18 protein-coding genes are annotated in these 21040 nt (G+C 54.9%); 16 read left to right on the forward strand and 2 right to left on the reverse strand.

The annotated features are described in order from the left end of the window. The first annotated feature begins 11 nt into the window (after nucleotides 1–11). From pseI to ACB037_RS06375, 6 genes are all read left to right on the forward strand, one after another. Entirely contained in the window at nucleotides 12–1046 is a 1035-nt protein-coding gene (gene pseI / locus ACB037_RS06350) for a pseudaminic acid synthase (RefSeq protein ID WP_218972404.1), read from the forward strand. 35 nt (nucleotides 1047–1081) lie between these two features. Then, nucleotides 1082–2344 (forward strand): oligosaccharide flippase family protein, encoded by a 1263-nt coding sequence (locus tag ACB037_RS06355; RefSeq protein ID WP_319894156.1) that lies wholly within the window; start codon nucleotides 1082–1084, stop codon nucleotides 2342–2344. Beyond that, complete coding sequence (locus tag ACB037_RS06360; RefSeq protein ID WP_319894155.1) at nucleotides 2341–3252, forward strand: glycosyltransferase family 52; 912 nt, start codon at nucleotides 2341–2343, stop codon at nucleotides 3250–3252. The genes ACB037_RS06355 and ACB037_RS06360 overlap by 4 nt, the downstream gene beginning before the upstream one ends. A 242-nt stretch (nucleotides 3253–3494) precedes the next feature. Next, entirely contained in the window at nucleotides 3495–4529 is a 1035-nt protein-coding gene (locus ACB037_RS06365; RefSeq protein ID WP_261999554.1) for an EpsG family protein, read from the forward strand. A gap of 18 nt (nucleotides 4530–4547) precedes the next feature. Then, nucleotides 4548–5594: a glycosyltransferase family 4 protein gene (locus ACB037_RS06370; RefSeq protein ID WP_319858920.1), complete on the forward strand. Its 1047-nt coding sequence runs from the start codon at nucleotides 4548–4550 to the stop codon at nucleotides 5592–5594. Further along, complete coding sequence (locus tag ACB037_RS06375; protein ID WP_319858919.1) at nucleotides 5595–6344, forward strand: glycosyltransferase family 2 protein; 750 nt, start codon at nucleotides 5595–5597, stop codon at nucleotides 6342–6344. 95 nt (nucleotides 6345–6439) lie between these two features. On the opposite strand, the gene ACB037_RS06380 is transcribed toward ACB037_RS06375, so the two are convergent. Then, nucleotides 6440–6604: a hypothetical protein gene (locus ACB037_RS06380; RefSeq protein WP_225315731.1), complete on the reverse strand. Its 165-nt coding sequence runs from the start codon at nucleotides 6602–6604 to the stop codon at nucleotides 6440–6442. A gap of 39 nt (nucleotides 6605–6643) precedes the next feature. Here ACB037_RS06380 and ACB037_RS06385 point away from each other — a divergent pair, with 39 nt between their 5' ends. The 8 genes from ACB037_RS06385 to ACB037_RS06420 all read left to right on the forward strand — a co-directional run bounded on the left by ACB037_RS06385 (nucleotide 6644) and on the right by ACB037_RS06420 (nucleotide 17982). After that, entirely contained in the window at nucleotides 6644–7669 is a 1026-nt protein-coding gene (locus tag ACB037_RS06385) for a sugar transferase (RefSeq protein ID WP_225315733.1), read from the forward strand. A 5-nt stretch (nucleotides 7670–7674) separates the two neighbouring features. Continuing rightward, nucleotides 7675–8565 carry a dTDP-4-dehydrorhamnose reductase gene (gene rfbD, locus ACB037_RS06390; protein ID WP_139736362.1) on the forward strand — a complete coding sequence of 297 codons (891 nt, stop codon included), beginning with the start codon at nucleotides 7675–7677 and terminating at the stop codon, nucleotides 8563–8565. A gap of 47 nt (nucleotides 8566–8612) precedes the next feature. Next, entirely contained in the window at nucleotides 8613–9518 is a 906-nt protein-coding gene (gene rfbA / locus ACB037_RS06395; RefSeq protein ID WP_139736363.1) for a glucose-1-phosphate thymidylyltransferase RfbA, read from the forward strand. A gap of 54 nt (nucleotides 9519–9572) precedes the next feature. Beyond that, complete coding sequence (rfbC, locus tag ACB037_RS06400; protein WP_042017517.1) at nucleotides 9573–10127, forward strand: dTDP-4-dehydrorhamnose 3,5-epimerase; 555 nt, start codon at nucleotides 9573–9575, stop codon at nucleotides 10125–10127. Then, complete coding sequence (locus tag ACB037_RS06405; protein ID WP_342040369.1) at nucleotides 10124–11212, forward strand: Wzz/FepE/Etk N-terminal domain-containing protein; 1089 nt, start codon at nucleotides 10124–10126, stop codon at nucleotides 11210–11212. Before rfbC ends, ACB037_RS06405 begins: the two co-directional genes overlap by 4 nt. A gap of 94 nt (nucleotides 11213–11306) precedes the next feature. Further along, entirely contained in the window at nucleotides 11307–13010 is a 1704-nt protein-coding gene (locus ACB037_RS06410; protein WP_139736392.1) for a PglL family O-oligosaccharyltransferase, read from the forward strand. 263 nt (nucleotides 13011–13273) lie between these two features. After that, nucleotides 13274–13927 (forward strand): YceH family protein, encoded by a 654-nt coding sequence (locus tag ACB037_RS06415; RefSeq protein WP_039040218.1) that lies wholly within the window; start codon nucleotides 13274–13276, stop codon nucleotides 13925–13927. 218 nt (nucleotides 13928–14145) lie between these two features. Beyond that, nucleotides 14146–17982, forward strand: a complete 3837-nt coding sequence (locus ACB037_RS06420; protein WP_371175055.1) for a DEAD/DEAH box helicase — start codon at nucleotides 14146–14148, stop codon at nucleotides 17980–17982. Between the two features lie 81 nt (nucleotides 17983–18063). Here ACB037_RS06420 and ACB037_RS06425 read toward each other — a convergent pair whose 3' ends face one another. Further along, nucleotides 18064–18957 carry a DNA replication terminus site-binding protein gene (locus ACB037_RS06425; RefSeq protein ID WP_371175056.1) on the reverse strand — a complete coding sequence of 298 codons (894 nt, stop codon included), beginning with the start codon at nucleotides 18955–18957 and terminating at the stop codon, nucleotides 18064–18066. 530 nt (nucleotides 18958–19487) lie between these two features. Between ACB037_RS06425 and ACB037_RS06430 the strand changes: the two genes are divergently transcribed. Both ACB037_RS06430 and astE read left to right on the forward strand, forming a co-directional pair. Continuing rightward, nucleotides 19488–19697: a DUF1127 domain-containing protein gene (locus ACB037_RS06430; RefSeq protein WP_010675316.1), complete on the forward strand. Its 210-nt coding sequence runs from the start codon at nucleotides 19488–19490 to the stop codon at nucleotides 19695–19697. Nucleotides 19698–19966: 269 nt separating this feature from the next. Continuing rightward, on the forward strand, nucleotides 19967–20986 hold the full coding sequence (gene astE / locus ACB037_RS06435; protein WP_225159933.1) for a succinylglutamate desuccinylase: 1020 nt from the start codon (nucleotides 19967–19969) through the stop codon (nucleotides 20984–20986). The last annotated feature ends 54 nt before the right edge of the window (nucleotides 20987–21040 follow it).

The raw sequence follows: 21040 nt of genomic DNA on the forward strand, positions 1-21040 counted from the left end.
TCAAGCCGTTTATTACCATCAATGGCCGCAAGATTGGCCCTGACTATCCACCATATATTATTGCGGAACTCTCCGCTAACCACAATGGTGATATCAATCGTGCTTTTGCGATCATGGAAGAGGCAAAAAAAGCGGGCGCAGATGCAATAAAACTTCAAACATATACCGCAGACACTATTACTCTTGAATGTGATAGTGAGGAATTTCAAATTCACGGTGGGCTATGGGATGGTAAAAATTTGTACCAACTCTACAAAGAGGCCCAAATGCCATGGGAGTGGCACCAACCGTTGTTTGAGAAAGCCAAAGAGTTGGGGATCACCATCTTCAGTTCTCCTTTTGACTTTACTGCTGTTGATTTGTTGGAAGATCTTGACGCACCAGCCTACAAGATAGCGTCTTTTGAGTTGATAGATTTGCCATTGATAAAACGTGTGGCGCAAACAGGTAAGCCAATGATCATGTCTACCGGCATGGCCAATGCGGAAGAGATTGCCGAAGCGATTGCTACTGCCCAGTCCAATGGTTGCCAAGAGTTGGTCGTGTTGCACTGTGTCAGCGGTTATCCTGCGCCGGCGGATCAATACAATCTGCGGACCATTGCCGATATGGCTGAGCGTTTTGGTGTGCTATCTGGCTTGTCTGATCACACTATCGATAATGCCACCGCTGTGGCCGCGGTAGCCTTGGGGGCTTGTTTAATCGAAAAGCATGTCACCATGGATAGAAATGGCGGGGGCGCTGATGATAGCTTCTCGCTCGAACCTCATGAGCTTGCTGCGTTATGTAAAGATGCTAAAACTGCTTGGTCAGCATTAGGCAGCGTAAATTATACGCGTACTGAAGCCGAAAAAGGAAATGTCAAATTTCGGCGTTCTCTATATGTGATACGAGACATTAAAGCTGGGGATGTATTAAGTAATGATAATGTGCGTAGCATTAGGCCCGGATTTGGTTTGGCTCCGAAGTATTTAGAGCAAGTCCTTGGCAAAACGGCTATAGTTGATATTAAACGCGGAACTCCGTTATCATTTGAATTTATTTAAGAAGGTGGTGAAGCTTTTGCTTCACCCAATAAAATATGTCTTTAGCCAAAAGTTCCTTAGTTTATCTCATTTCAAATATTATCAATGCATTAATCCCATTTTTATTATTACCAATATTGACTCGGCTGCTTTCACCTGCCGAGTATGGCCAAGTAGCCATGTTTCAAATATTGGTGGCAGGCTTGGCTGCATTTGTAGGTTTAAATACGGTAGGTGCAGCTAATCGGAAGTTTTATGAGCATAATAATAGTTTGAAAGCGCTTGGTTTATACAATGGAGCTTGCTTACAGATATTATTAGGTTCAATGATAATTGTTTTTATCCTGTGTGTGTTATTTTCTGAACTGTTGGTCAGCTATTTGTCTATCCCTGTTAATTGGATTTACAGTGCTGTGCTATTAAGCTCTTTTAATTTCATTTTAAATTTACGTTTAGGGCAATGGCAGATTCGAGGGGAGGCCATTAAATTTGGCGCACTACAGATCAGCAACAGCCTTTTTAATATGGGATTATCATTGCTATTGGTCCTCTCCTTACATCACGGCGCTCAGGGTAGGATTGATGCACAAATAATTGCTGCTGGATTGTCTACTGTTGTTGCAGTTTATCTATTAATGAAAGATGGGTTGGTTCATCTGTATTCCTTGCGTGTAGATTATATTAAGCAAGCACTGCAATTCGGAATTCCATTAATCCCTCATGTTTTCGGATTTTTTTTGCTATCAGCAATTGATCGCTTTGTAATCAATCAAAAGTTAGGGCTTGGTCATGCTGGTATATATATGGTTGCGGTCCAATTAAGCATGGCATTTAATATTGTATTTGATGCGCTAAACAAGGCTTATGTGCCTTGGTTATTTGAAATATTAAAGCATGATGAAATGGCGGAAAAACGTAGAGTCGTTAACTATACTTATCTATATTTCATATTTTTACTAGCCATCGCTCCTATTCCCTTTTTGATTGGGCCTTGGGCTTTATGTTTCATTGCTGGAGAAGAGTTTAGAAAAGCAGGAGAGATAATTGGCTGGCTTTGTTTAGGGCAAATATTTGGTGGTATGTATTTAATGGTGACTAATTATATTTTTTATGCTAAGAAAAATAGTGGGTTATCTTTAATTACCATTACATCCGGCATCATCAATGTTGGACTATTACTACTACTAGTTAACTCGTTCGGTTTGATTGGGGCTGCATGGGCGTTCGCTATTACCAAATTCATTCAATTCATTAGCACTTGGCTTTATTCAAGTTTTGTTCTAGCTATGCCATGGTTACCTCAAGGTGGGAAACTATGAATTTAGTTGTTTGTAATACACCATTTCAAGCTTTGCAGATTATCAATTTGGTTGCCAAAGGAATAATAACAAACTTCGATTTTTTTTATTTTTGTAAAAATAAAACTGCACAAGTAGAATATTACTTTGAGCAAGTTAAGAAGCACGCTATTTCATCACAACTCTATATTAGTGACAAGCGTTATCCTTATCATATATTAGACATCAGGCGTCTATTCAAAGGTAGGTATTACCAATCTGTCTACAGTGCCTCTGTTGATAGTGTATTCACACACAGTATTTTATCGTTTATAAAATTTGACAATTTTTACTCTTTTGATGATGGGTCTGCTAATTTAAATAGAAACTCTACATATTACATTGAACAGAGAGGTTATTTTAAACGGATATTGTTCAGATTGACAGGTTGTAAATATGACTTGAGAAAAACGAAATCAATAATTCGTTCTCATTATACCGTATATAAGAATAAAAAAAATATAGTACCCAATACAACATATATTGATTTTGAGTTTCCTGCTCAATGTTCTGATGGCCGAAAGGAAACTAACGACAAAAACTCAGTCGCCAATGTATTGTTAGGTACAGTTTATGATGAGGTGTTTTCGGATAATGAGGTAATAATTAAAAAATTGTCATGCTTTTTTGCCGATAAAGATTTCTATTATATCCCACACCCAAGAGATACACATAACTTCTTTATAAATGGAATGCGTATCGATGGGCCTGAGATTGCTGAAAGCAAAATTCTATCTTTGTTAAAAAGATATGAAACAATAAATTTATATGGTTTTGGAAGTTCAGTTCAAATAAATATGAGCTCACATCGTGGTGTTGTTAATTATGTTTTTGACATAGAGACTTCAGGTTTTGATTATGATTTTACTTATAAAACCATAACAATATAGAATTTAATTGCTCTTATTAGTATGAGCGTTTTTATATTTAAGTGCTTGTGTCACAATTTTCAACCTATTAAAGCTTGAGGCGTGGATGACATTAATGAAATAGTTTTTGCGACCCTCAATGCTATATATCAACCTAAAGCTTTTAGTAACACGGATATCATGGAAGGAAATTATAAAAAACCTCCAGCAAACGTTAATGTCGGCAAGGGTTTAAATATATATGATCATTATAGAGTGCTACCATGGTAATTAAGAAGAGCTTTGTGATATCGATATTAATGTCCCTGCCTATTATACTTATAGTGGGAATGAGGGGAGGGACTCCCGATACACAAATATACTACAGATTGTTTCTTGATATAAATAGCTATCCACTATTTAGTCCATCTGATTTTTATATGTTATCAGGTGTTGAGATTGGCTTTGGATGGTATGCTTATGTTGTATCTTTAATTTCTGACTCTTCATTTGTTCTTTTTTCATTGTTTTCATTTTTGAATTTTATTTTCATATATAAAACAACAAAGCTAACGCATGTAAAATATCACCTGATTTTTTTATTTTATATATCAAGTTCATATTTTTTTATGCAGCAATTTATGCAGATGCGCCAAGGATTGGCTATTAGTATAGCTTTTTTTGCTATTTCGCATTATCTTGTATTCAAGAGAGTTACTTATCTATTTGCATTGATGTTATGCGCATCGTGTTTTCATCAGTCAGCATTCATATTGTTTTTGTTTTCTCTTGTTTTCTTTATTTTTAATTCATCATCCCTTTTTAAAGGAAAGAAAGTTATATTTTTATGCTCAGTGATGATGATATTTTTGATTGTTGTATTTAAATTTTTACTACTTGATATGCTGATTGGTATGTCATCTAGATTGCAGAGTTATGCTGCATCCGAAAAATTCTCAGATCCTGTCGGTATATTAACCCTTCCTGTTATTAGAACAGTAGGCATATTTGTTTTTGTGCTCATAATGTCACCCATGAAACTTTGGAATGACAATTTATTTAGATTTATGTTTTTTATGCAGTCTGTAGCAATATCAACGAGAATAGGTTTTTCTGATTTTGGTATTCTGAGTGGACGTTTGTCAACAGCATTTTCATATGCCGAAGTCTTCATGCTACCAATGGTAATAGCAAGTAGATTTTCTTCTGGTGTTGCAACATTTATCTGTATTGCGGTGTTTGTATTACAGCTAGTTATATCGATTGGTTTTCAATCACCTTATCTTGTTGATATGTATTTCATACCATTAGGTCGTTAGTTTATATAGTGGCAAACTATGCAAAAAAATAAAAAAATATCTATCTTCATTAATGATATTAGTTGTTCAGGTGGAACGGAACGCGTAGCATCATTTTTGGCTAATAGTTTTTCGTTATTAGGCTACGATGTTGCACTTATATCTTTAACACTAAACAAACAAGAGCCATACTATCATCTAAATGAGTCAGTCACATGTCAAGTAGTTGGGTCTACATCACAGTATGCTTTGGCAAAATTTCTAAAAAATCATTGCTGTGATATATTGATATCAATCTCCATGGGGCGGCTCTCATTTCAATTATCGATTATTCATTTCTTGTTGCGCCACAAGAGTAAAATTATTCTAAGTGAGCATGTAGCCTACGAAACTTCACCTTGTTGGATTCGTGCTTTAAAACGCTTAAGCTATCATCTTGCGGATGAGTTGGTGTTATTGACACAACATGATCAATCCATTCTCGATGGAAAGGTCAAAGCCAATGTGAGTGTTATTTCCAACGCCAGTGCATTTCCGGTGCAAGGTGCAGATAGCCTGGCACAAAAGAAAAAAGTCGTCCTGGCGGTTGGTCGTCTCACCTATCAAAAAGCATTTGATCGTTTATTGCATATCTGGGCTGCTATCGACGATAAAAAGGGGTGGGAGCTGCGTATCATCGGAGATGGAGAGGATCGCGACAAGTTGCAAAAGATTGTCGATGATCATGCGCTTGCTGACACAGTTTCCTTGCTCCCCGCTGCCAAGAACATTGACATTGAGTATGCCAATGCGAGCATTCTGGCGATGACCTCCCATTATGAAGGCCTTCCTCTGGTATTGATAGAATCGAAGTCTTTTGGATTGCCGGCGGTTGCATTTGATTGCAAGACCGGGCCAAGAGAAATTATCAGCGAAGGTGTTGATGGATTCCTGGTATCGGATGGTGACATGGAAGCATACAAGGAGAAGTTGGTCTTTTTAATGAACTCGGATGATGCACGAAGAAACATGCAGCTCGCAGCCTTGTCTGCAGCAGAGCGCTATTCACCCGAGATCATTGTCAAACAGTGGATGAGGTTGATATAAATGCCATTTGAATCAGTGTCTATTATCATGCCCGCTTATAATGCGGCAAGATATATAAGGCATAGTGTTGAATCTGTATTGTCCCAATCATTTGGCGATTGGCGCCTCTATATTGTTGATGATGCATCAACAGATGACACAGCGAATGTTGTGGCAGATATCCACGATGATAGAATCGAATATATCCTGCTCAAGGATAATGGTGGTGTAGCCAATGCCCGCAATGTCGGCATTCAATCAGCCAAGGGCAAGTATATTGCTTTTCTGGATAGTGATGATCTCTGGGAATCAAACAAACTGGAAAAACAGATATCTTTGCTGGAGCAAGGGTATGCTGTGGTGTGTGGCAATTACTCTACTTTTCTCTCTGATGACATTGATCGCACCGTGGCAGTGCGAACCAGTCCGATGGAATTCAGCTACAAGGATATGCTGAACAGCAACCGGATCGGAAATCTGACGGGAATATATAACCGCGAACTGCTTGGCACATTTTACCAAGAGCGCTGTGGGCATGAAGATTACCTGATGTGGCTTGCAATAATGAAGGTTGCAAAAAAGGCTGCCTGCGTTCAAGACATCATTGCTCGTTATAGATTGAGTTCAAACTCATTATCTGCAAATAAATTGACCGCAGCAAAATGGCAGTGGCATATCTATCGGCACAAGTTGTTGTTAAGTTTGCCAGATAGTTTGTATCATTGGCTCAGCTATGTCGTCATCGCGTTGAAAAAACGAATTCGCGAGTAGAATTAGAAAGTTATGTATTTATTTGACCTTTATTTCGATCTCTGGGGGTAACTTTGTCCTTTCAACGCCGTCACTCACGCTGGTATGAACGTGTGTTATTCAGCCCTCCTGCCTTGTTCATCTTCGGGGCCTTGCTTGCGGTTTGCCTGCCTGCCATTGAGCGATGGGGCCTGGAATTTTGGCATCACCTCGATGCCGTCCGGATCAATACCCTGAGCGGTGCCTTTGTGGCGTTTCTGCTGACCGGGATTGTGCTGCATCGCTTCCTGCGCTATCCGGGCGCGAGTCCCGTGGCCTATATGATCCCCACGGTGACCACCCTCTATGGTGCCCTGGTCGGCATTCTCTTCTTCCTGCGGCTGCCTTACAGCCGTCAGGTATTGTTCGAGTCGTATCTGGTTGCCTTGCTTTGCTGCTGGCTCGCCTACTTCATCGGCCGCCGTTACCGGACCCCCAAATACGCCTTGTTGCCCTTTGGGGACTATCAGGCCCTGACCCGGCACGAGTGTGTGCAGTGGCGTCTGCTGGACAAACCAGATCTCGGGGCCGTGCGTTATGACGCCGTGGTGGCAGATCTTCGGGATGAGAAGCTGGCGGGTGAGTGGGAGCGTTTCCTGGCGCGCTGCGCCCTGTCTCACATTCCCGTCTATCACATCAAGCAGATCAGCGAGACCCTGACCGGGCGCGTGAAGATTGATCATCTGCACGAGAACCAGCTTGGTTCCCTCTTGCCGTCCCCCGTCTATGCCTTCATCAAACGTGGAATGGACATTCTGGCCGCGTTGATCGCGATCCCGCTGTTCTCCCCCCTGATGCTGGTGACGGCGATCCTCATCAAGCTGGAGAGTCCGGGCCCCGTGATGTTCCTGCAAAACCGGGTAGGGAAGGGGAACAAGGATTTTCGCATCTACAAGTTCCGCAGCATGTGCAAGGATTCGGAAAAAGCCGGCGCCCAGTTTGCCCAGGACGGCGACATGCGCGTCACCCGGGTGGGCAAGGTGATCCGCAAGCTGCGCATCGACGAGCTGCCGCAGTTCTTCAACGTCCTTAAAGGGGACATGAGCCTGATTGGGCCAAGACCGGAGCAGCGCACGTTCGTCGATCAGTTCGAACGGGAGATCCCCTTCTACATGTACCGTCACATCGTGCGGCCCGGTATCAGTGGCTGGGCGCAAGTGGTCCACGGTTATGCCGCCGATGCCGATGATACCCGCATCAAGATCGAGCACGATTTTTACTACATCAAGCACTTCTCCCTCTGGCTGGATGTGCTCATCGTGTTCAAGACCATCCGCACCATCCTGACCGGTTTTGGCGCGCGGTAATCCCGATGCGGATCTTGTTGCTGGGGGCTCGTGGCCAGTTGGGACGAGCCCTTTTTTCTGCCCTTTGCCGGGATTATCCCCATTGGCAGGTGACGGCCCTTGGCAGGGATGCGTGTGATATCACCGACCCCGGTGCGCTGATCAGCGCCCTGAACCGCCATCAGCCTGATGTCATCCTCAACGGTGCGGCCTATACGGCAGTCGATCTCGCACAGAGCCAGCCAGAGCTGGCAGAGCGTATCAATCATCAGGCCGTCGCACTGCTTGCCCGGGAAGCCGGTGCCAGGGGGGCGCTGCTGGTACATTTTTCCACCGACTATGTGTTCGATGGCTCCGGCAGCGCTCCCTGGCGCGAGGTGGATGTGCCTGCCCCGCTCAATGTCTACGGTGCCAGCAAGCTGGCCGGAGAGCAGGCCATTCAGGGGCTATGTCCCCATCATCTGATCGTGCGCACCAGCTGGGTTTATGGTGGGGAAGAGGCACACTTCGCCCGAGCCATCTTGCGCCGTGCCAACGAGGGCCAGCCCCTTGAGGTGGTGGCGGATCAGTGGGGGGCGCCGACCCAGGTGGACTGGCTGGCAACGTCCGTTCTCCTGGCGCTGACACAGGTCGTAAAGGCGCCAGACAAGGGCGGCCTCTATCATCTCTGCCCCGCAGGCGAGACGAGCTGGCATGGCTTTGCATCGGCCCTGGTTGAGGAAGGTTGTCGGCTTGGTCTGCTGGCGCAGCCCGTTCCGATAAAACCCATTCCATCTGCAAACTGGCCCCAGGCAGCCCGTCGGCCATCCAACTCCAGGCTCGATTGTCGACGGTTTGCCACTGTGTTCGGGATCCAGATCCCGGCCTGGGAAGGGCTGATGAGCCGCTGGCTTGCCAGTCAGTGTGAAGGTGAATGACATGACGCGTGTCTTGATGGCTCTCTGTTTTCCTCTGGAGGTGTTCCATGCACCAGCGTAAAGGCATCATCCTGGCCGGGGGATCCGCCACCCGTCTCTATCCGGCGACGCTGGCCATCAGCAAGCAACTGCTGCCGGTCTATGACAAGCCCATGATCTATTACCCCCTCTCAACCCTGATGCAGGCGGGTATCCGCGAGATTCTCATCATCAGCACGCCGCTGGATCTGTCCCGCTTCGAGCTGCTGTTGGGGGATGGCAGCCAGTGGGGGATGCAATTTTGCTACGCGGTGCAGGAAGAGCCTGCCGGGCTGGCCCAGGCGCTGCTCATTGCCGAACCCTTTCTGGCCGGCAACCCCTGCTGCCTCATTCTGGGGGACAACATCTTCTATGGCACCGAGCTGCCCCGCCAGTTGCAGCGCGCGAGCACCAAGACGCAAGGCGCCACCCTGTTTGCCTATCATGTACAGGATCCCGAACGTTACGGTGTGCTGGGGTTCGACGGTGAGGGGCGGGTCGAGTCGATCGTCGAGAAGCCAGCATCTCCTGCCAGTCAATACGCGGTGACGGGCATCTATTTCTACGATGCCACGGCAAGCGAGATTGCCCGGGGCCTGCGCCCTTCGTCACGGGGAGAGCTCGAGATCACCGATGTCAATCTCCATTATCTGGCACAGCAAAGTCTGGAGGTCTGTTTCATGGGGCGTGGTGCTGCCTGGCTGGATACCGGGACCCATGACAGCCTGCAGGAGGCGAGCAGCTTCATCCAGACCCTGGAGAAACGCCAGGGGCTCAAGGTGGCCGCTCCGGAGGAGATCGCCTGGCGCCAGGGCTGGATCTCGGACGAGGCGCTGGCGTCACTGGCACAGCCACTGGCAAAAAGCGGGTATGGCGCCTATCTGTTGCGTCTGTTGCAAGAGCCCTTTGGCAAAATGCACCCCGATTGGGATTGATAAGGCACTCCATTGGGTGATATATCCTTGCCCATTATTCCAAAGAAAACACCTATGCACTTTATTTCATTGAAGATTCCGGATGTTATCCAGATCCGCCACCAGCGTCATCCAGATGAGCGGGGCGACTTCATGGAGCTGTTTCGCCACGATCTCTTCACCCGCAGATGCGGTGATTTTTGCTTCGTTCAGGACAATCTGAGTCGTTCCCGACAAGGGACACTACGGGGGCTGCATTATCAACGCCAGCGGCCCCAGGGCAAGCTGATACAGGTGCTGGCAGGCACCATCTTCGACGTGGCCGTCGACGTGCGGGCCGGGAGCCCGACCCTGGGCCAGTGGGTGGGGGTGTCGCTCTCGGCCGAGGAGGGAACCTCCCTCTGGATCCCGCCAGGTTTTGCCCACGGCTTTTATGTTCAGAGCGAATGGGCCCAGGTGCTCTACAAGTGCACCGACTATTACGCTCCCGAGCTGGAAGCCTCCCTTCACTGGTCGGATCCGACACTGGCTATTGAGTGGCCCCTCATGGACAATGTGCCATTACGCTTGTCAGAGAAAGACCGTCACGCCCCTCTCTGGCAATCACCTCATCTTCAGAGCCCGATATGAACAAACAAGTATTCGATAATTCAGACAGTCAGTTGCCCCAGGGTTGGCAAGCCTCTTCCGGTGATGAAATCGATCTGCGTGAGCTGATCCTGGTCCTGTGGCGCCAGAAAATACTGATCCTGCTGGTCGCAGGCGTCTTTGCCGCAGCAGGTATCGCCTATGCCCTGCTGGCTCCCCAGGTCTGGGTCAGCCAGGCCGAGATCAGGTCGCCCACCCTCAAGGAGGTGGAGTCCCTCGAGCTCAACATCAATCAGCTGATCAATGCCCAGGTACCGGTGGCGGCTTTTACTGCCTTTGACAAGAAGGCGCTCTATGGCGACTTCGTCAACAACTTCAACAGCTTCAACAACAAGCGCCAGTTCCTGCTGGAAAGAGGCTATCTGGATGCCGAGGCCGCGCAGGCCGACGTCACAGACCCCAAAGGCAAGCGGCTGCTGCTCAAGAAAATGGCCGAGGGGATCAGCGCCAAGGCACCGGACAAATTGCGTGAAGATGTGACGCTCTCCTTTGCCGCGGCCACGGCGGGGGAGGCCAAATCCCGGCTGGAGCAGTACATCGCCTTTATCCAGCATCAGGAGTCGGCGGCCAAGGGCAAGGAGCTGTATACCATCTGGCAGAACCGCATCAAGACGCTGCAGACCCAGTTCGAGAGTGCCAAGGCCGATACCCTCAAGCAGTTGCAAGACGATATTCTGCGTACCGAATATGGTCTGCGTATTACACAGGCGGCCGGGCTGGAGGCGCCGGTGCAGAATCTGCAGGAGCAGGGGAGCCTTCCCATCGATCTGGGGGCGCGCGCCCTCGCCGAGAAGCTCAAGATCCTCAAGGAGATCAAGAACCCCGAGTTCCTCAACCCGGCGCTGAGCGACCTGCGCCTGCAGTTGGGCAGCCTTCAGGCCCTCAAGCTTGAGGCACAGCCCTTCCAGTCGTTCGCCTATCTGGCTTCGCCGAGTGAGCCCCTGAGCCGCGAGCAGCCCAAGCGCCCTCTGGTCGTGGTGCTGGCTACCCTGCTCGGTGGCATGCTGGGGGTGGGCATCGTGCTGGTGCGCCATGCGTTTCGCCGACCGGAATCGGCACAAGGATGATTGAAGTGAACAAGGGGGGCTTTGCCCCCCTTCATGTATGGCGTGTCGGAAGAAAACGAGCATGAGCATGACACAACAGGGAGCAGTGACGGTGATGTCGACGACAGGGATATTGGGGGTTGTCAGCCTCCTTTACTGGTTGCTTGGCATGCATTTTTTCATGCACAACCCAGGCGGGGCAGGGCTCTATCTGCCGTTCAATGCCTGGGGCTGGATCTTCGCCAGCCTGGTGATGGCGCTGGGGCTGTGGCATGTGACCCTCAGCCAGCGACTGGTGGTCTCGCCGCTGCTGACGGCCCAGTGGCTGGGGGGGATCTTGTTGTTGCTGCCGATGGCCTATCCGGGATTCGAGCTCAAGGACTATGCCATTCCCCGGCTGCTGGGGCTGTTTGCCGGCCTGCTGTTTCTGGCAAGCCTCTATCAGTGGCGATTCGACCGCGAGGCGCGAGACAGGCTGCTCTATCTGCTGCTGGGGGCCGTTGCCATCGAGGCGCTGCTCGGCCTGGTGCAGTACTACCTGCTGGTGCCGGGCAACTGGATTGGGTACGACACCCAGACCAACCGCCCCTATGGCATCTTCCAGCAACCCAACGTCATGGCGAGCTTCATGGCGACCGGCCTGTCACTGGCCATCTGGCTGGAGCTGCGCGGTGATGCCAACCCCTGGCTCAAGGGGCTGCGCTATGGGGTGATCCTGGCCACTTCTCTGCTGCTGGTGGTCCTGCAATCGCGGGTCGGGCAACTTGGCGGCGTGATGGCTCTCTTGCTGCTGTCTGCCCAGCTGGGTCGTGAGCGGCGGCTGGGCCGGATGCTCGCGCTGGTGGCTCTGGGCATTCTGCTCGGGCTGACCTCGCAATACCTGATGGCCGGTGCCAGACGAGGGCTGGAGATCTACCAGTCCGGCGGCATGCGCTCCATCTACTGGCCCTACGCCGCCAAGCTGATTGCCCAGATGCCCTGGACCGGTTGGGGCTATGGCAGCTTCGAGTCGGTGTTTCTCCATCACTACATGGCCGACAAGGCGCTGAACCCGGCCATGGTGCAGATCGAGTACAACCTGGATCACCCCCACAACGAGTTTCTCTACTGGGCGGTGGAAGGGGGTCTGGCACCCATGCTGGGCATGGTGCTGATGGGCGGAGCCCTGCTGTGGCGTCTGAGCCGGGCGGGCTGGGTCAAGGGCGCCGCCTTGCTTGCGCTGGTGACCCCCATCTTGCTGCACACCCAGACCGAGTACCCCTTCTACCACGCCATCGCCCTGTGGTGGGCGCTGCTGCTGCTCCTGTATGCGATGGATGCGGAGGTGGAGGAGCAAGACCACGGCAACTGGCGCGACCATCTGTGCCGCCCCTGGTTGCTGCTGCGCTTCATGGCCATCGCCATTCCCCTGATCGTCATTCCCTTCATGCTGACCGCCCTGCATACCGCCTGGGTGGTGACCAAGTATGAGCGGGGCGGTTACAAGCAGCCTGCGCTCCTGCTCGACATCGTCAACCCCATGGCCTGGCTGACCCGGGTGGAGTTCGACGTGAACGCGGTGCGCCTCATGGTCGGTCTGCAGGCCAACAACCAGGCGGAGCTTGAAGCCTACCTCGACTGGGGGCAGGCCTTCGTGCGCCATACCCCGAGGGCCAATATCTACGCCAACATGGTGATCGCCCTCAATGCCCTGGGGCGCACGGCGGAGGCGGACAACCTGCGGGCAAGCGCCCTGATGCTCTATCCGGGTGAGCCTTTGCTCACCGTGTCGGCCGCAAGAAAGGTGGCCGCGACCCTGGAGCGCAAGCCCTCTTCGTGAGGGCCGTCTCAACCCTTCAACCATCACGGCCGCCTTTGCGGCCGTGATGGTTTTTGTGCCCGTCTCGTTGAAGGGGGAGGGGGCTGGTTGCCAAAGAGGTTCCCGGCCATCCGTTCACCTCGCCTGCACACCGCGGCCGTTTTGCTGTACAAGGTTGCAGCAAGGGTTTCATCGGCTCGCAAAAATGGGGTTATCTGCTGGACGGCGCAAGCGCCTTGGTTAAGATAACCGTCTTAACGTCTTGTTTGGCAAGGGAGTATGACATGGAGATAGTACTAGGCCCATTAGAGGCCCGCGTGATCGGCTGCCTGATTGAGAAAGAGATCTGCACGCCGGATCAGTACCCTCTCTCGCTCAATGCACTGGTCAATGCCTGCAACCAGAAGAGCAACCGGGAACCCGTGCTGGAGCTCGCCGAGCTGGATATTCGCGCCGTCATCGACGAGCTGATCCGCCGCCGTCTGGTGGTCAATACCGCCGGTTTCAACGCCAGGGTGCCCCGTTATCAGCATCGTTTCTGCAATACCGAGTTCGGTGAGCTGAAGTTCTCGGCCCAGGAGCTCGGCATTATCTGCGAACTCTTGCTGCGTGGCCCGCAGACCCCGGGTGAGCTGCGCTCGCGCACCAACCGGCTGTGCAGCTTTGACGATGTGACCGAAGTGGATGCCGTGCTGGCCACCCTCATCGAACGGGGGCCCTATGTGGTCAAGCTGCCCCGTGAGCCGGGCAAGCGGGAATCCCGCTACGCGCACCTGTTCAGTGGCGAGGTGGATCTGCAGGCGCTGGCCGACGCGGCGCCCGCTGGCAACCTTGTGTCACCGGCGGCAGACAGACTGGCAGCGCTCGAAGAAGAGGTCGAGCACCTCAAGGGGCAGTTGCAGGGGCTGGAAGCCCGTCTGGCACGGCTGGAAGGCTGAGCCAACAACCTGTCTCCAGAAGGCGCTGCGGCGCCTTTTTTGATGACAGCGCCCCTCCTGCAGCCCGTTGCCCGGTGGCAGGGACGAGTGCCCTGTCAGCCCTGTCGCTCGCGTACCCATCAAAGGCGCCAGCTTTTTTGCACTATTTCGCGCTTAAGGGTCGAGCCGCCGCCGCTTTCCCGTTAAAATTCCGCCTTTGCACTTGCCCGTGAGTTCTGATGTCAGCCTTCACCCTCTCTTCAGATTGCCATGCCCTGCTGTGCGAGCTGCAATTGCAGCGCGCCGCCAGCACTCGTTACCTGCAAGACACCCTCTATGCCCCGGGCGCACCCGGGCGTGCGCTGCTCGGCACCCTTGATCAGTTGCAGCAGTGGGGGCTTGTCCGTCAACGAACGGAGCAGCAGTGGAGTCTGACGGCAGAGGGAACCCTGACCCTGATCCTGGCGGTGCGTGCGGGGGAGTGCCCCATGCCGCAGTGGTCCCGCATCCCCTCGGTCACGGGCTTGGAGCGGGCACAGGAGGTGGTGCGCGAGCTCTGTCTGGGGGAGGCGGGGCAGATCCCGGCCTATTACCAGAGTGCCGAGCTCCTGAGCCTCCTGGATCTCCCCGATGCTCCCCGCCTGCTGGCAGGCTCCAGCCCCGCCTGGCAGGCCCTGCTGCTCGAGCACTTCGCCCTGCAGGCCCTGCTTGATGCTGAGCCTGACGAGGGCTGGCCGCTGGCAACGCTGGTCGCCTCCTGCTCCCCGGTGCTCTCTGGCCTGATCCAGGCTCGCGCCCGAGAATGGGAGTGGCTCTGCGGTTCCTTTGGGGGCGAGGTAACCACTCACTGGCCTGCACTGCAACAACTGGCGCAGCAGGGGGATGAGCAACCCCTGGCCGAGCGGCTGCTGGGGGCGCTTGGCCAGTGGCAGGGGCAAGAGGCGTCGCCCTGGCCTCGGATGTTCAGCGCCTTGCTCTGGCTCGGCTGGTTGCAACAGGCAGATCCGGTGCAGGGGAGCGAGCAGCGCAAGAAGTGGCAGCGCAGTCTGGGCCATCACTCCCCCCTGCTGGCCGATCTGCTGGGGCAGTGGGCCGGAGATCGCCACGGCCAGGCGGTCGGCCTGTTCGATACCCTGCAACTGCCGCTGGAGGAGCTCCACTGGGGTTACCTCTGGCTCGATCTCTGCGCCCTGGCGCGCCACGGCGAGCAGAGCCCCCAGGTGACCATCTTGCACAAGTGGGACCTCTCCCACGTGCTGGACGCCGAGCCCCGGCATCGCCTGATGGCCTTCTGCCAGGATCTGCTGCGACTCCTGCTTGGCCGGGAAGCCGCCCATTGGCCCCTGCGCGCGTTGCGTCCTGCTCAAGGGGAGGAAGAGGATGCCACCGAGGAGGAAGGCAAGGCCCCCGCCTCGGCAAGCTGGCTCAACTGGCTGCAGGGGTTGGGACGCTCGAGCGGGGTGCGCAAACCCCAGGAGCGGCTGGTCTGGCTGCTCCACGCGGAGGGGCCTGAGCTTGAGTGCAAGATCCAGAAGCAGAGCACCAAGGGGGAGTGGACCGCCGGGCGAAGGGTCGATCCGGCCCTGCTTTCCACCCAGTACGCCAGCCTGCTGGACGAAGCTGACTGGGCACTGGTGCGCACCCTGCCGCGCAACATGGGCAAGCTGCCCCGGGATGCCTGGGTGCCCCTGGCAAACCATCCTCGCCTCTTCAATGCCAAGGGGCAGAAGCTGCAACTGGCCGTCAGCGCCCCCCTGCTGCAACTGGTACAGAGCGGGGAGGGCATGAGCGCCAGACTACATCCTGCTCCCGCCGCCCGCGGTGCGCACATCGTCCCCCTGGCTCAGGATTTGTGGCAGCTTATTCTGACACCGCAGGCGCTGCTGGACAGATTACCTGCCCTGGAGGCCATTCCGGCATTGCCGCCGGCCGGGCTCGAGGAGCTGCAACGCACGCTGGATGCGATCCCCGATCTCCCCTGGCACAGCCAGGTGGCGGGGCTCAGAGGCAACGCCGAGCTGGCCCCCTGGCCCGGCGTTCCCTCCGTCCTGCTCGACTGGCAGGAGGGGCAGCTCGTGGTCCAGCTGGTGACCCGGGAGGGGGACCTGCCTCCCTTGCCTCTGGGCAAGGGGGAGGCCATCGTGCGCCAGGGTATCCGGGAGTATCACTACTGGCAGCGGGATCTGGCTGCCGAGAAGGACGATGCCCAGCGCCTTCGCAACCAGTTGCCCATCGGCCTGCCCGGCAACGAGTGGAAGCTGGACGGGGAGCAGGCGCTCACCCTGGTCAACGCCCTGCCGGAGCTGGTGGATGCCGGTGTGGTGGTGCACTGGCACCAGGACAGCGCCCGCCTCAAGAGCCTTGATGAGGCGGCCCTGAGCCTGCGCATCGAGCGGCGTCAGGACTGGTTCCAGGTGGAGGGCGCGCTCTCGCTGGACGAGCACCAGATCCTCGATCTTCGCCTCATCCTGCGCCAGCTGACACCGGGCCAGCGCACGGTGCAGCTCGACGAGAAGACCAGCCTGATGCTGAGCGACAAGCTGGTGGAACGCCTCACCGTGCTCGGCGCCATGCTGGACAACGAGCAGCGCATCAACAACAAGCTGGCCTATCCACTGGCCCGCCTGCTCTCCGTCATCACCACCGAGGGGGATGCCGCCTGGCAGAACCTTCAGCAGGAGTGGCAGCAGGAGGTGAGCTGTCCCCCCGAGCTGCTGACGGCGCTGCGGGACTATCAGAAGGAGGGGGTACGCTGGATGGCGACCCTGGCCCATCACGGCTTTGGCGCCTGTCTGGCCGATGACATGGGCCTGGGCAAGACCTTGCAGGCCCTCATCGTGCTGCGTATGCGCCAGCACCTGGGCCCGGCGCTGGTGGTGGTGCCCAAGTCAGTGGTCACCAACTGGCAGGAGGAGGTGGCCCGCTTTGCCCCTGAGCTCGAGGTGGTGGTGTTCGACCATCCCGCCGAGCGGGAGACCCTGATCCAGGGGGCCAGGGCCGGACAGATCGTCCTGGTCAACTACGGCATGCTCGGCAGTCTCTCCCAGGCGCTCAAGTCCCGCCGCTGGTCGAGCATGGTGCTGGACGAGGCACAGCAGATCAAGAATGCCGGTACCCAGCGTGCCAAGCTGCTGTTCCAGCTCGACGGGGATTTTCGCCTCGCCCTCTCCGGCACCCCCATCGAGAACCATCTGGGGGAGCTGTGGAGCCTGTTCAGCTTCATCAACCCCGGCCTGCTCGGGAGCCTCGGGGAGTTCAAGCGCCGCTTTGGCAAGGCGGTCAAGGATCCCCAGCACATGGCGATGCTGCGGGCGGTGATCAGCCCCTTCATCCTGCGCCGCCTCAAGCAACAGGTGCTGACGGAGCTGCCGGACAAGACCGAGATCATCCATCACATCAGCCTCTCCCCCGAGGAGCGTCAGCTCTACGAGGCGACCCGGCGCGAGGTGGTGCAGCAGGTGCAAAGTGCCGATGGCCGTGCCCTGATGCATGTGCTGAGCGGCCTGACCCGGCTGCGCCGACTCTGCTGCTCCCCCCAGCTGGTGATGCCGGAGTGGTCCCAGACCAGCAGCAAGCTGGACGAGGCGATGGCGCTGCTAGACGAAGCCATCGATGGTGGCCACCGGGTGCTGGTGTTCAGCCAGTTTGTCGATCTGCTGAGCCTGCTGCGCAGCCGTATCGAGCAGCGGCAGTGGGACTACTGCTATCTGGATGGGGGCTGCTCGGCCAAGTCCCGTCAGGAGTCCATCCTGCGTTTTCGCCATGAAACGGTGCCGCTCTTCCTCATCAGCCTCAAGGCGGGGGGCACGGGCCTCAACCTGACCCAGGCCGACACCGTGCTGCACCTCGATCCCTGGTGGAACCCGGCGGTGGAGGATCAGGCGAGCGATCGGGCGCACCGCATGGGCCAGACCCAGCCGGTGACCGTCTATCGCCTGGTGTGCGAGCAGACGGTGGAGGAGAAGATAGTGGCGCTGCACGACGAGAAGCGGGCACTGGCCGACGGCCTCCTGAGCGGCCAGTCCGAGGTGAAGGGGCTGGATGTGGAGAGCCTGCGGGCACTGCTGATGAGCTGACGGCGATGGGCTGTCGCCCGATGTGACAAGGGGAGCATCCGTGATGCTCCCCTTGTCGTTTGTGGCGGTGCCGGGCCTGCGCTACCCCTGATAGAGGTAGAGGTGCAGCCGCTCTATGATGGGGTCACCGCCAATCTTGCGATCCCGGCGTGCCTGGCGCAGCTTGGGCGGGTAGTGGCCCAGATGGGTGACGGCCGGCTGGGTATCGGAGCAGAGCAGCAGGGGAAGGCTCGCCTTGATCTGCTGCTTGCGGGGCTCCCGGTCCTGCCAGAGCAGGTTGATCATGGGGTGGGTCTTGACCGGCCTGCGGATCCGCAGAGCGGCATCCGCCGGCAGGCGGCGAATGTCGTATACCTCCTGATCCACCATCTTGCTCCACTCTTCGTTGTCAAAGAGCGCCGGTACATACCGGCGGCTGCGCTCCAGCATCTCCAGTACCTGCTCCCGGCTGAGGCGGCTGATGCTCTGCTTGTCGGCCCAGGTGAAGCCCAGCGAATGGAGATCCCCCTGAAGCCAGGTCAGCTTGCGATAGACCTGCAGGGTGATGACGCCGGGCAGGGCGCCGTGCACCAGCTCGAACTTCTCGTCCCGCCCGCCCGCCGCCTGCACCATGGCCTTGAAGGCGAGCTTGTGCGAGTTGATCTCCTCGATGACGGGGGCCAGCTCCCTGGCGCAGGCGGCAGGAAAGCGCAGCCAGCCGGGCAGACGGTGGGTCGCCTTGGTGGAGCAGCCGGGGCGGGCGCTGTGGTCCTGAAAGGCGGCGAGGGTGGCGGCAAGGGCCGCCTCGCCCGAGAGATAGCCCACCTCGATGGCCTCGATGGGCTCATGCTCTTCCCCCTGGGCCACGGCCGGGAGGGGATAGACATGAGCCTCCAGCAGCTCGAGCTGGCCCAGTTGCCGGGCAAGGCGTGCCAGCGACGCCTCCAGCAGGGCCATCTGTTGACGCAGGGCGGCGGTGGGGGTAAAGGTGTCCATCGGCAGATCCTGTGTGTGTGCCGGTCCCCTGTTCAGTATGGTATCGGGACAACGTGGGGAGGTAGCATGATAAACCACTGTATAAATAACCATACCAGTATGATGGCAGGGTGCCAAGTGTCCGGTGCCACCCTGACGATGGGGGTGACATGGGGGCATCCGGTTTAGGTTGCCTGTTCGTATCTTTTTGTTAAATAATGATCTTGTTGCGATCTATTTGTTAACAAAACGTGGTGGCCGAGAGTTTGCACCCTGCTGACTCGTCGTCGTGCCGTGCATAGCTAGCGTGGGAAAGTGCATAGTTAGAAGTGGGTGGCGCAGGAGAAAATGCTGCCAGGCTGCCAGGGGGAAAGTTTCAGTATTATTTCATTTTAAAATCATATGGTTATGTTTATTGCTCTGGCGATATCAACCATTACTTTTACTAATGTCATGTATCAAAATTCGTCAATTGAGGCACCTCCCCGCCCTGACTAAGCTTTGCGCATCAAATCCGAGCCTTGCGCAGAACTAGAGAGAGGAGCCATATCATGGCCAACATGACTTATACCGAAGCCGGTTACCAGCATTCCAGCGAATCGAATCTGGTTGCTCGCGTCAAGATGACCGTCCTGACCTGGCTGGAACGCAGCCGCAGCCGTCGCCAGCTCTCCGAGCTGCCCGCCTACCTGCTCAAGGACATCGGTCTGAACGAAGCCGACCGCTATCAAGAGACCACCAAGCCGTTCTGGCGTGGTTGATCAGCCGGGCATGGATGCCTTGTTTTTCTGCTGATCCCAGGGGCATGCTGCCCACCCGTCTGCCGAAGGCATGCTGTCTTCATCTGCCGATACCCGTTCACCGCTTTCCCTCTCCCGTGTTTCCCCCCGCTTGATCCTGTTGCATGAGTTGTCACTCATTCTCGCCATTTTTGTATCCTTACTGTTTGAATTTGTTTAAAAACTGATTTTAAGCCCGGTTGCCTTGCGTATAATCCGGCCATGGCATTCCAGACTAAAGGGTGAGACGGATGATTCCCCAGCATGACTTTTTGGCCCTGACGCGCCGCCATGAGTGGCAGCTCGAGCCTTTCGCCTTCAATCTGACCGACGGTACCCGGGTGAGCGTGTGGGATACCGGTGTGATCTGCCTGGAACCCGCTTCCGAGGCGGGGCAACCCGGGCACAAGGACATCGTCCTTTCCTGTGGCATCCACGGCAACGAGACAGCCCCCATCGAGATCTGCAACCAGTTGCTGACCCGGTTGCTCGCAGAGGAGCTCAAGGTTCGTCACCGGGTGCTCTTCCTCTTTGGCAACCCCGCCGCCATGAACCAGGGGGTGAGGGAGGTGGAAGAGAACATGAACCGCCTCTTCTCGGGCGCCCACAGCAAGGGGGAGGGGCTGTGCAACCGGGAGCGCATCCGCGCCATGCGTCTGGAGCAGTATGTGAGCCGCTTCTTTGCCGACTCGGCCAGGCCCCGTTACCACTACGATCTCCATACCGCCATTCGCGGCTCGCGCCACGAGAAGTTTGCCGTCTATCCCTTCCCCCACGAACGCCCCCACTGCAAGGAGCAGGTACGTTTCCTCGGTGCCTGCGGCGTGCGCACCATACTGCTCTCGAGCGGCCCGACCACCACCTTCAGCTATTACAGCTCGCACCAGCACGGCGCCCATGCCTTTACGGTGGAGCTGGGCAAGGTGCGGCCCTTCGGTGAAAACGACATGACCCGCTTCATCGAGGTGCGCCAGACATTGCAGGAGCTGGTGACCCGGGATGAGGTGGCCCTCGAGCCATGGCGAGCCGATGACTTCACCCTTTTTGCCATAGATCGGGTGATCAACAAGCAGTCGGAGCAGTTCCGCTTCCTGTTTGCCAGCGATGTGGACAATTTCACCGAATTTCCCCAGGGTTTTGTGCTGGCAGAAGATGGGGATCAGCAATACAGGGTAGAGAAACCGCGGGAGGCGGTGGTCTTCCCCAACGCCAACGTGGCCATCGGACAGCGCACCATGCTGCTGGTGGTACCCACCCGTTTGTGGGAGTGAATTGACGCCTTTTTGTCATGCTGATCCTGCGCCACGGGCGGTGGCAAGCAGCAT

The sequence above is a fragment of the Aeromonas sp. S19(2024) genome, from assembly GCF_041402625.1.
In the GTDB taxonomy this organism is placed as follows: Bacteria; Pseudomonadota; Gammaproteobacteria; order Enterobacterales; family Aeromonadaceae; genus Aeromonas; species Aeromonas caviae.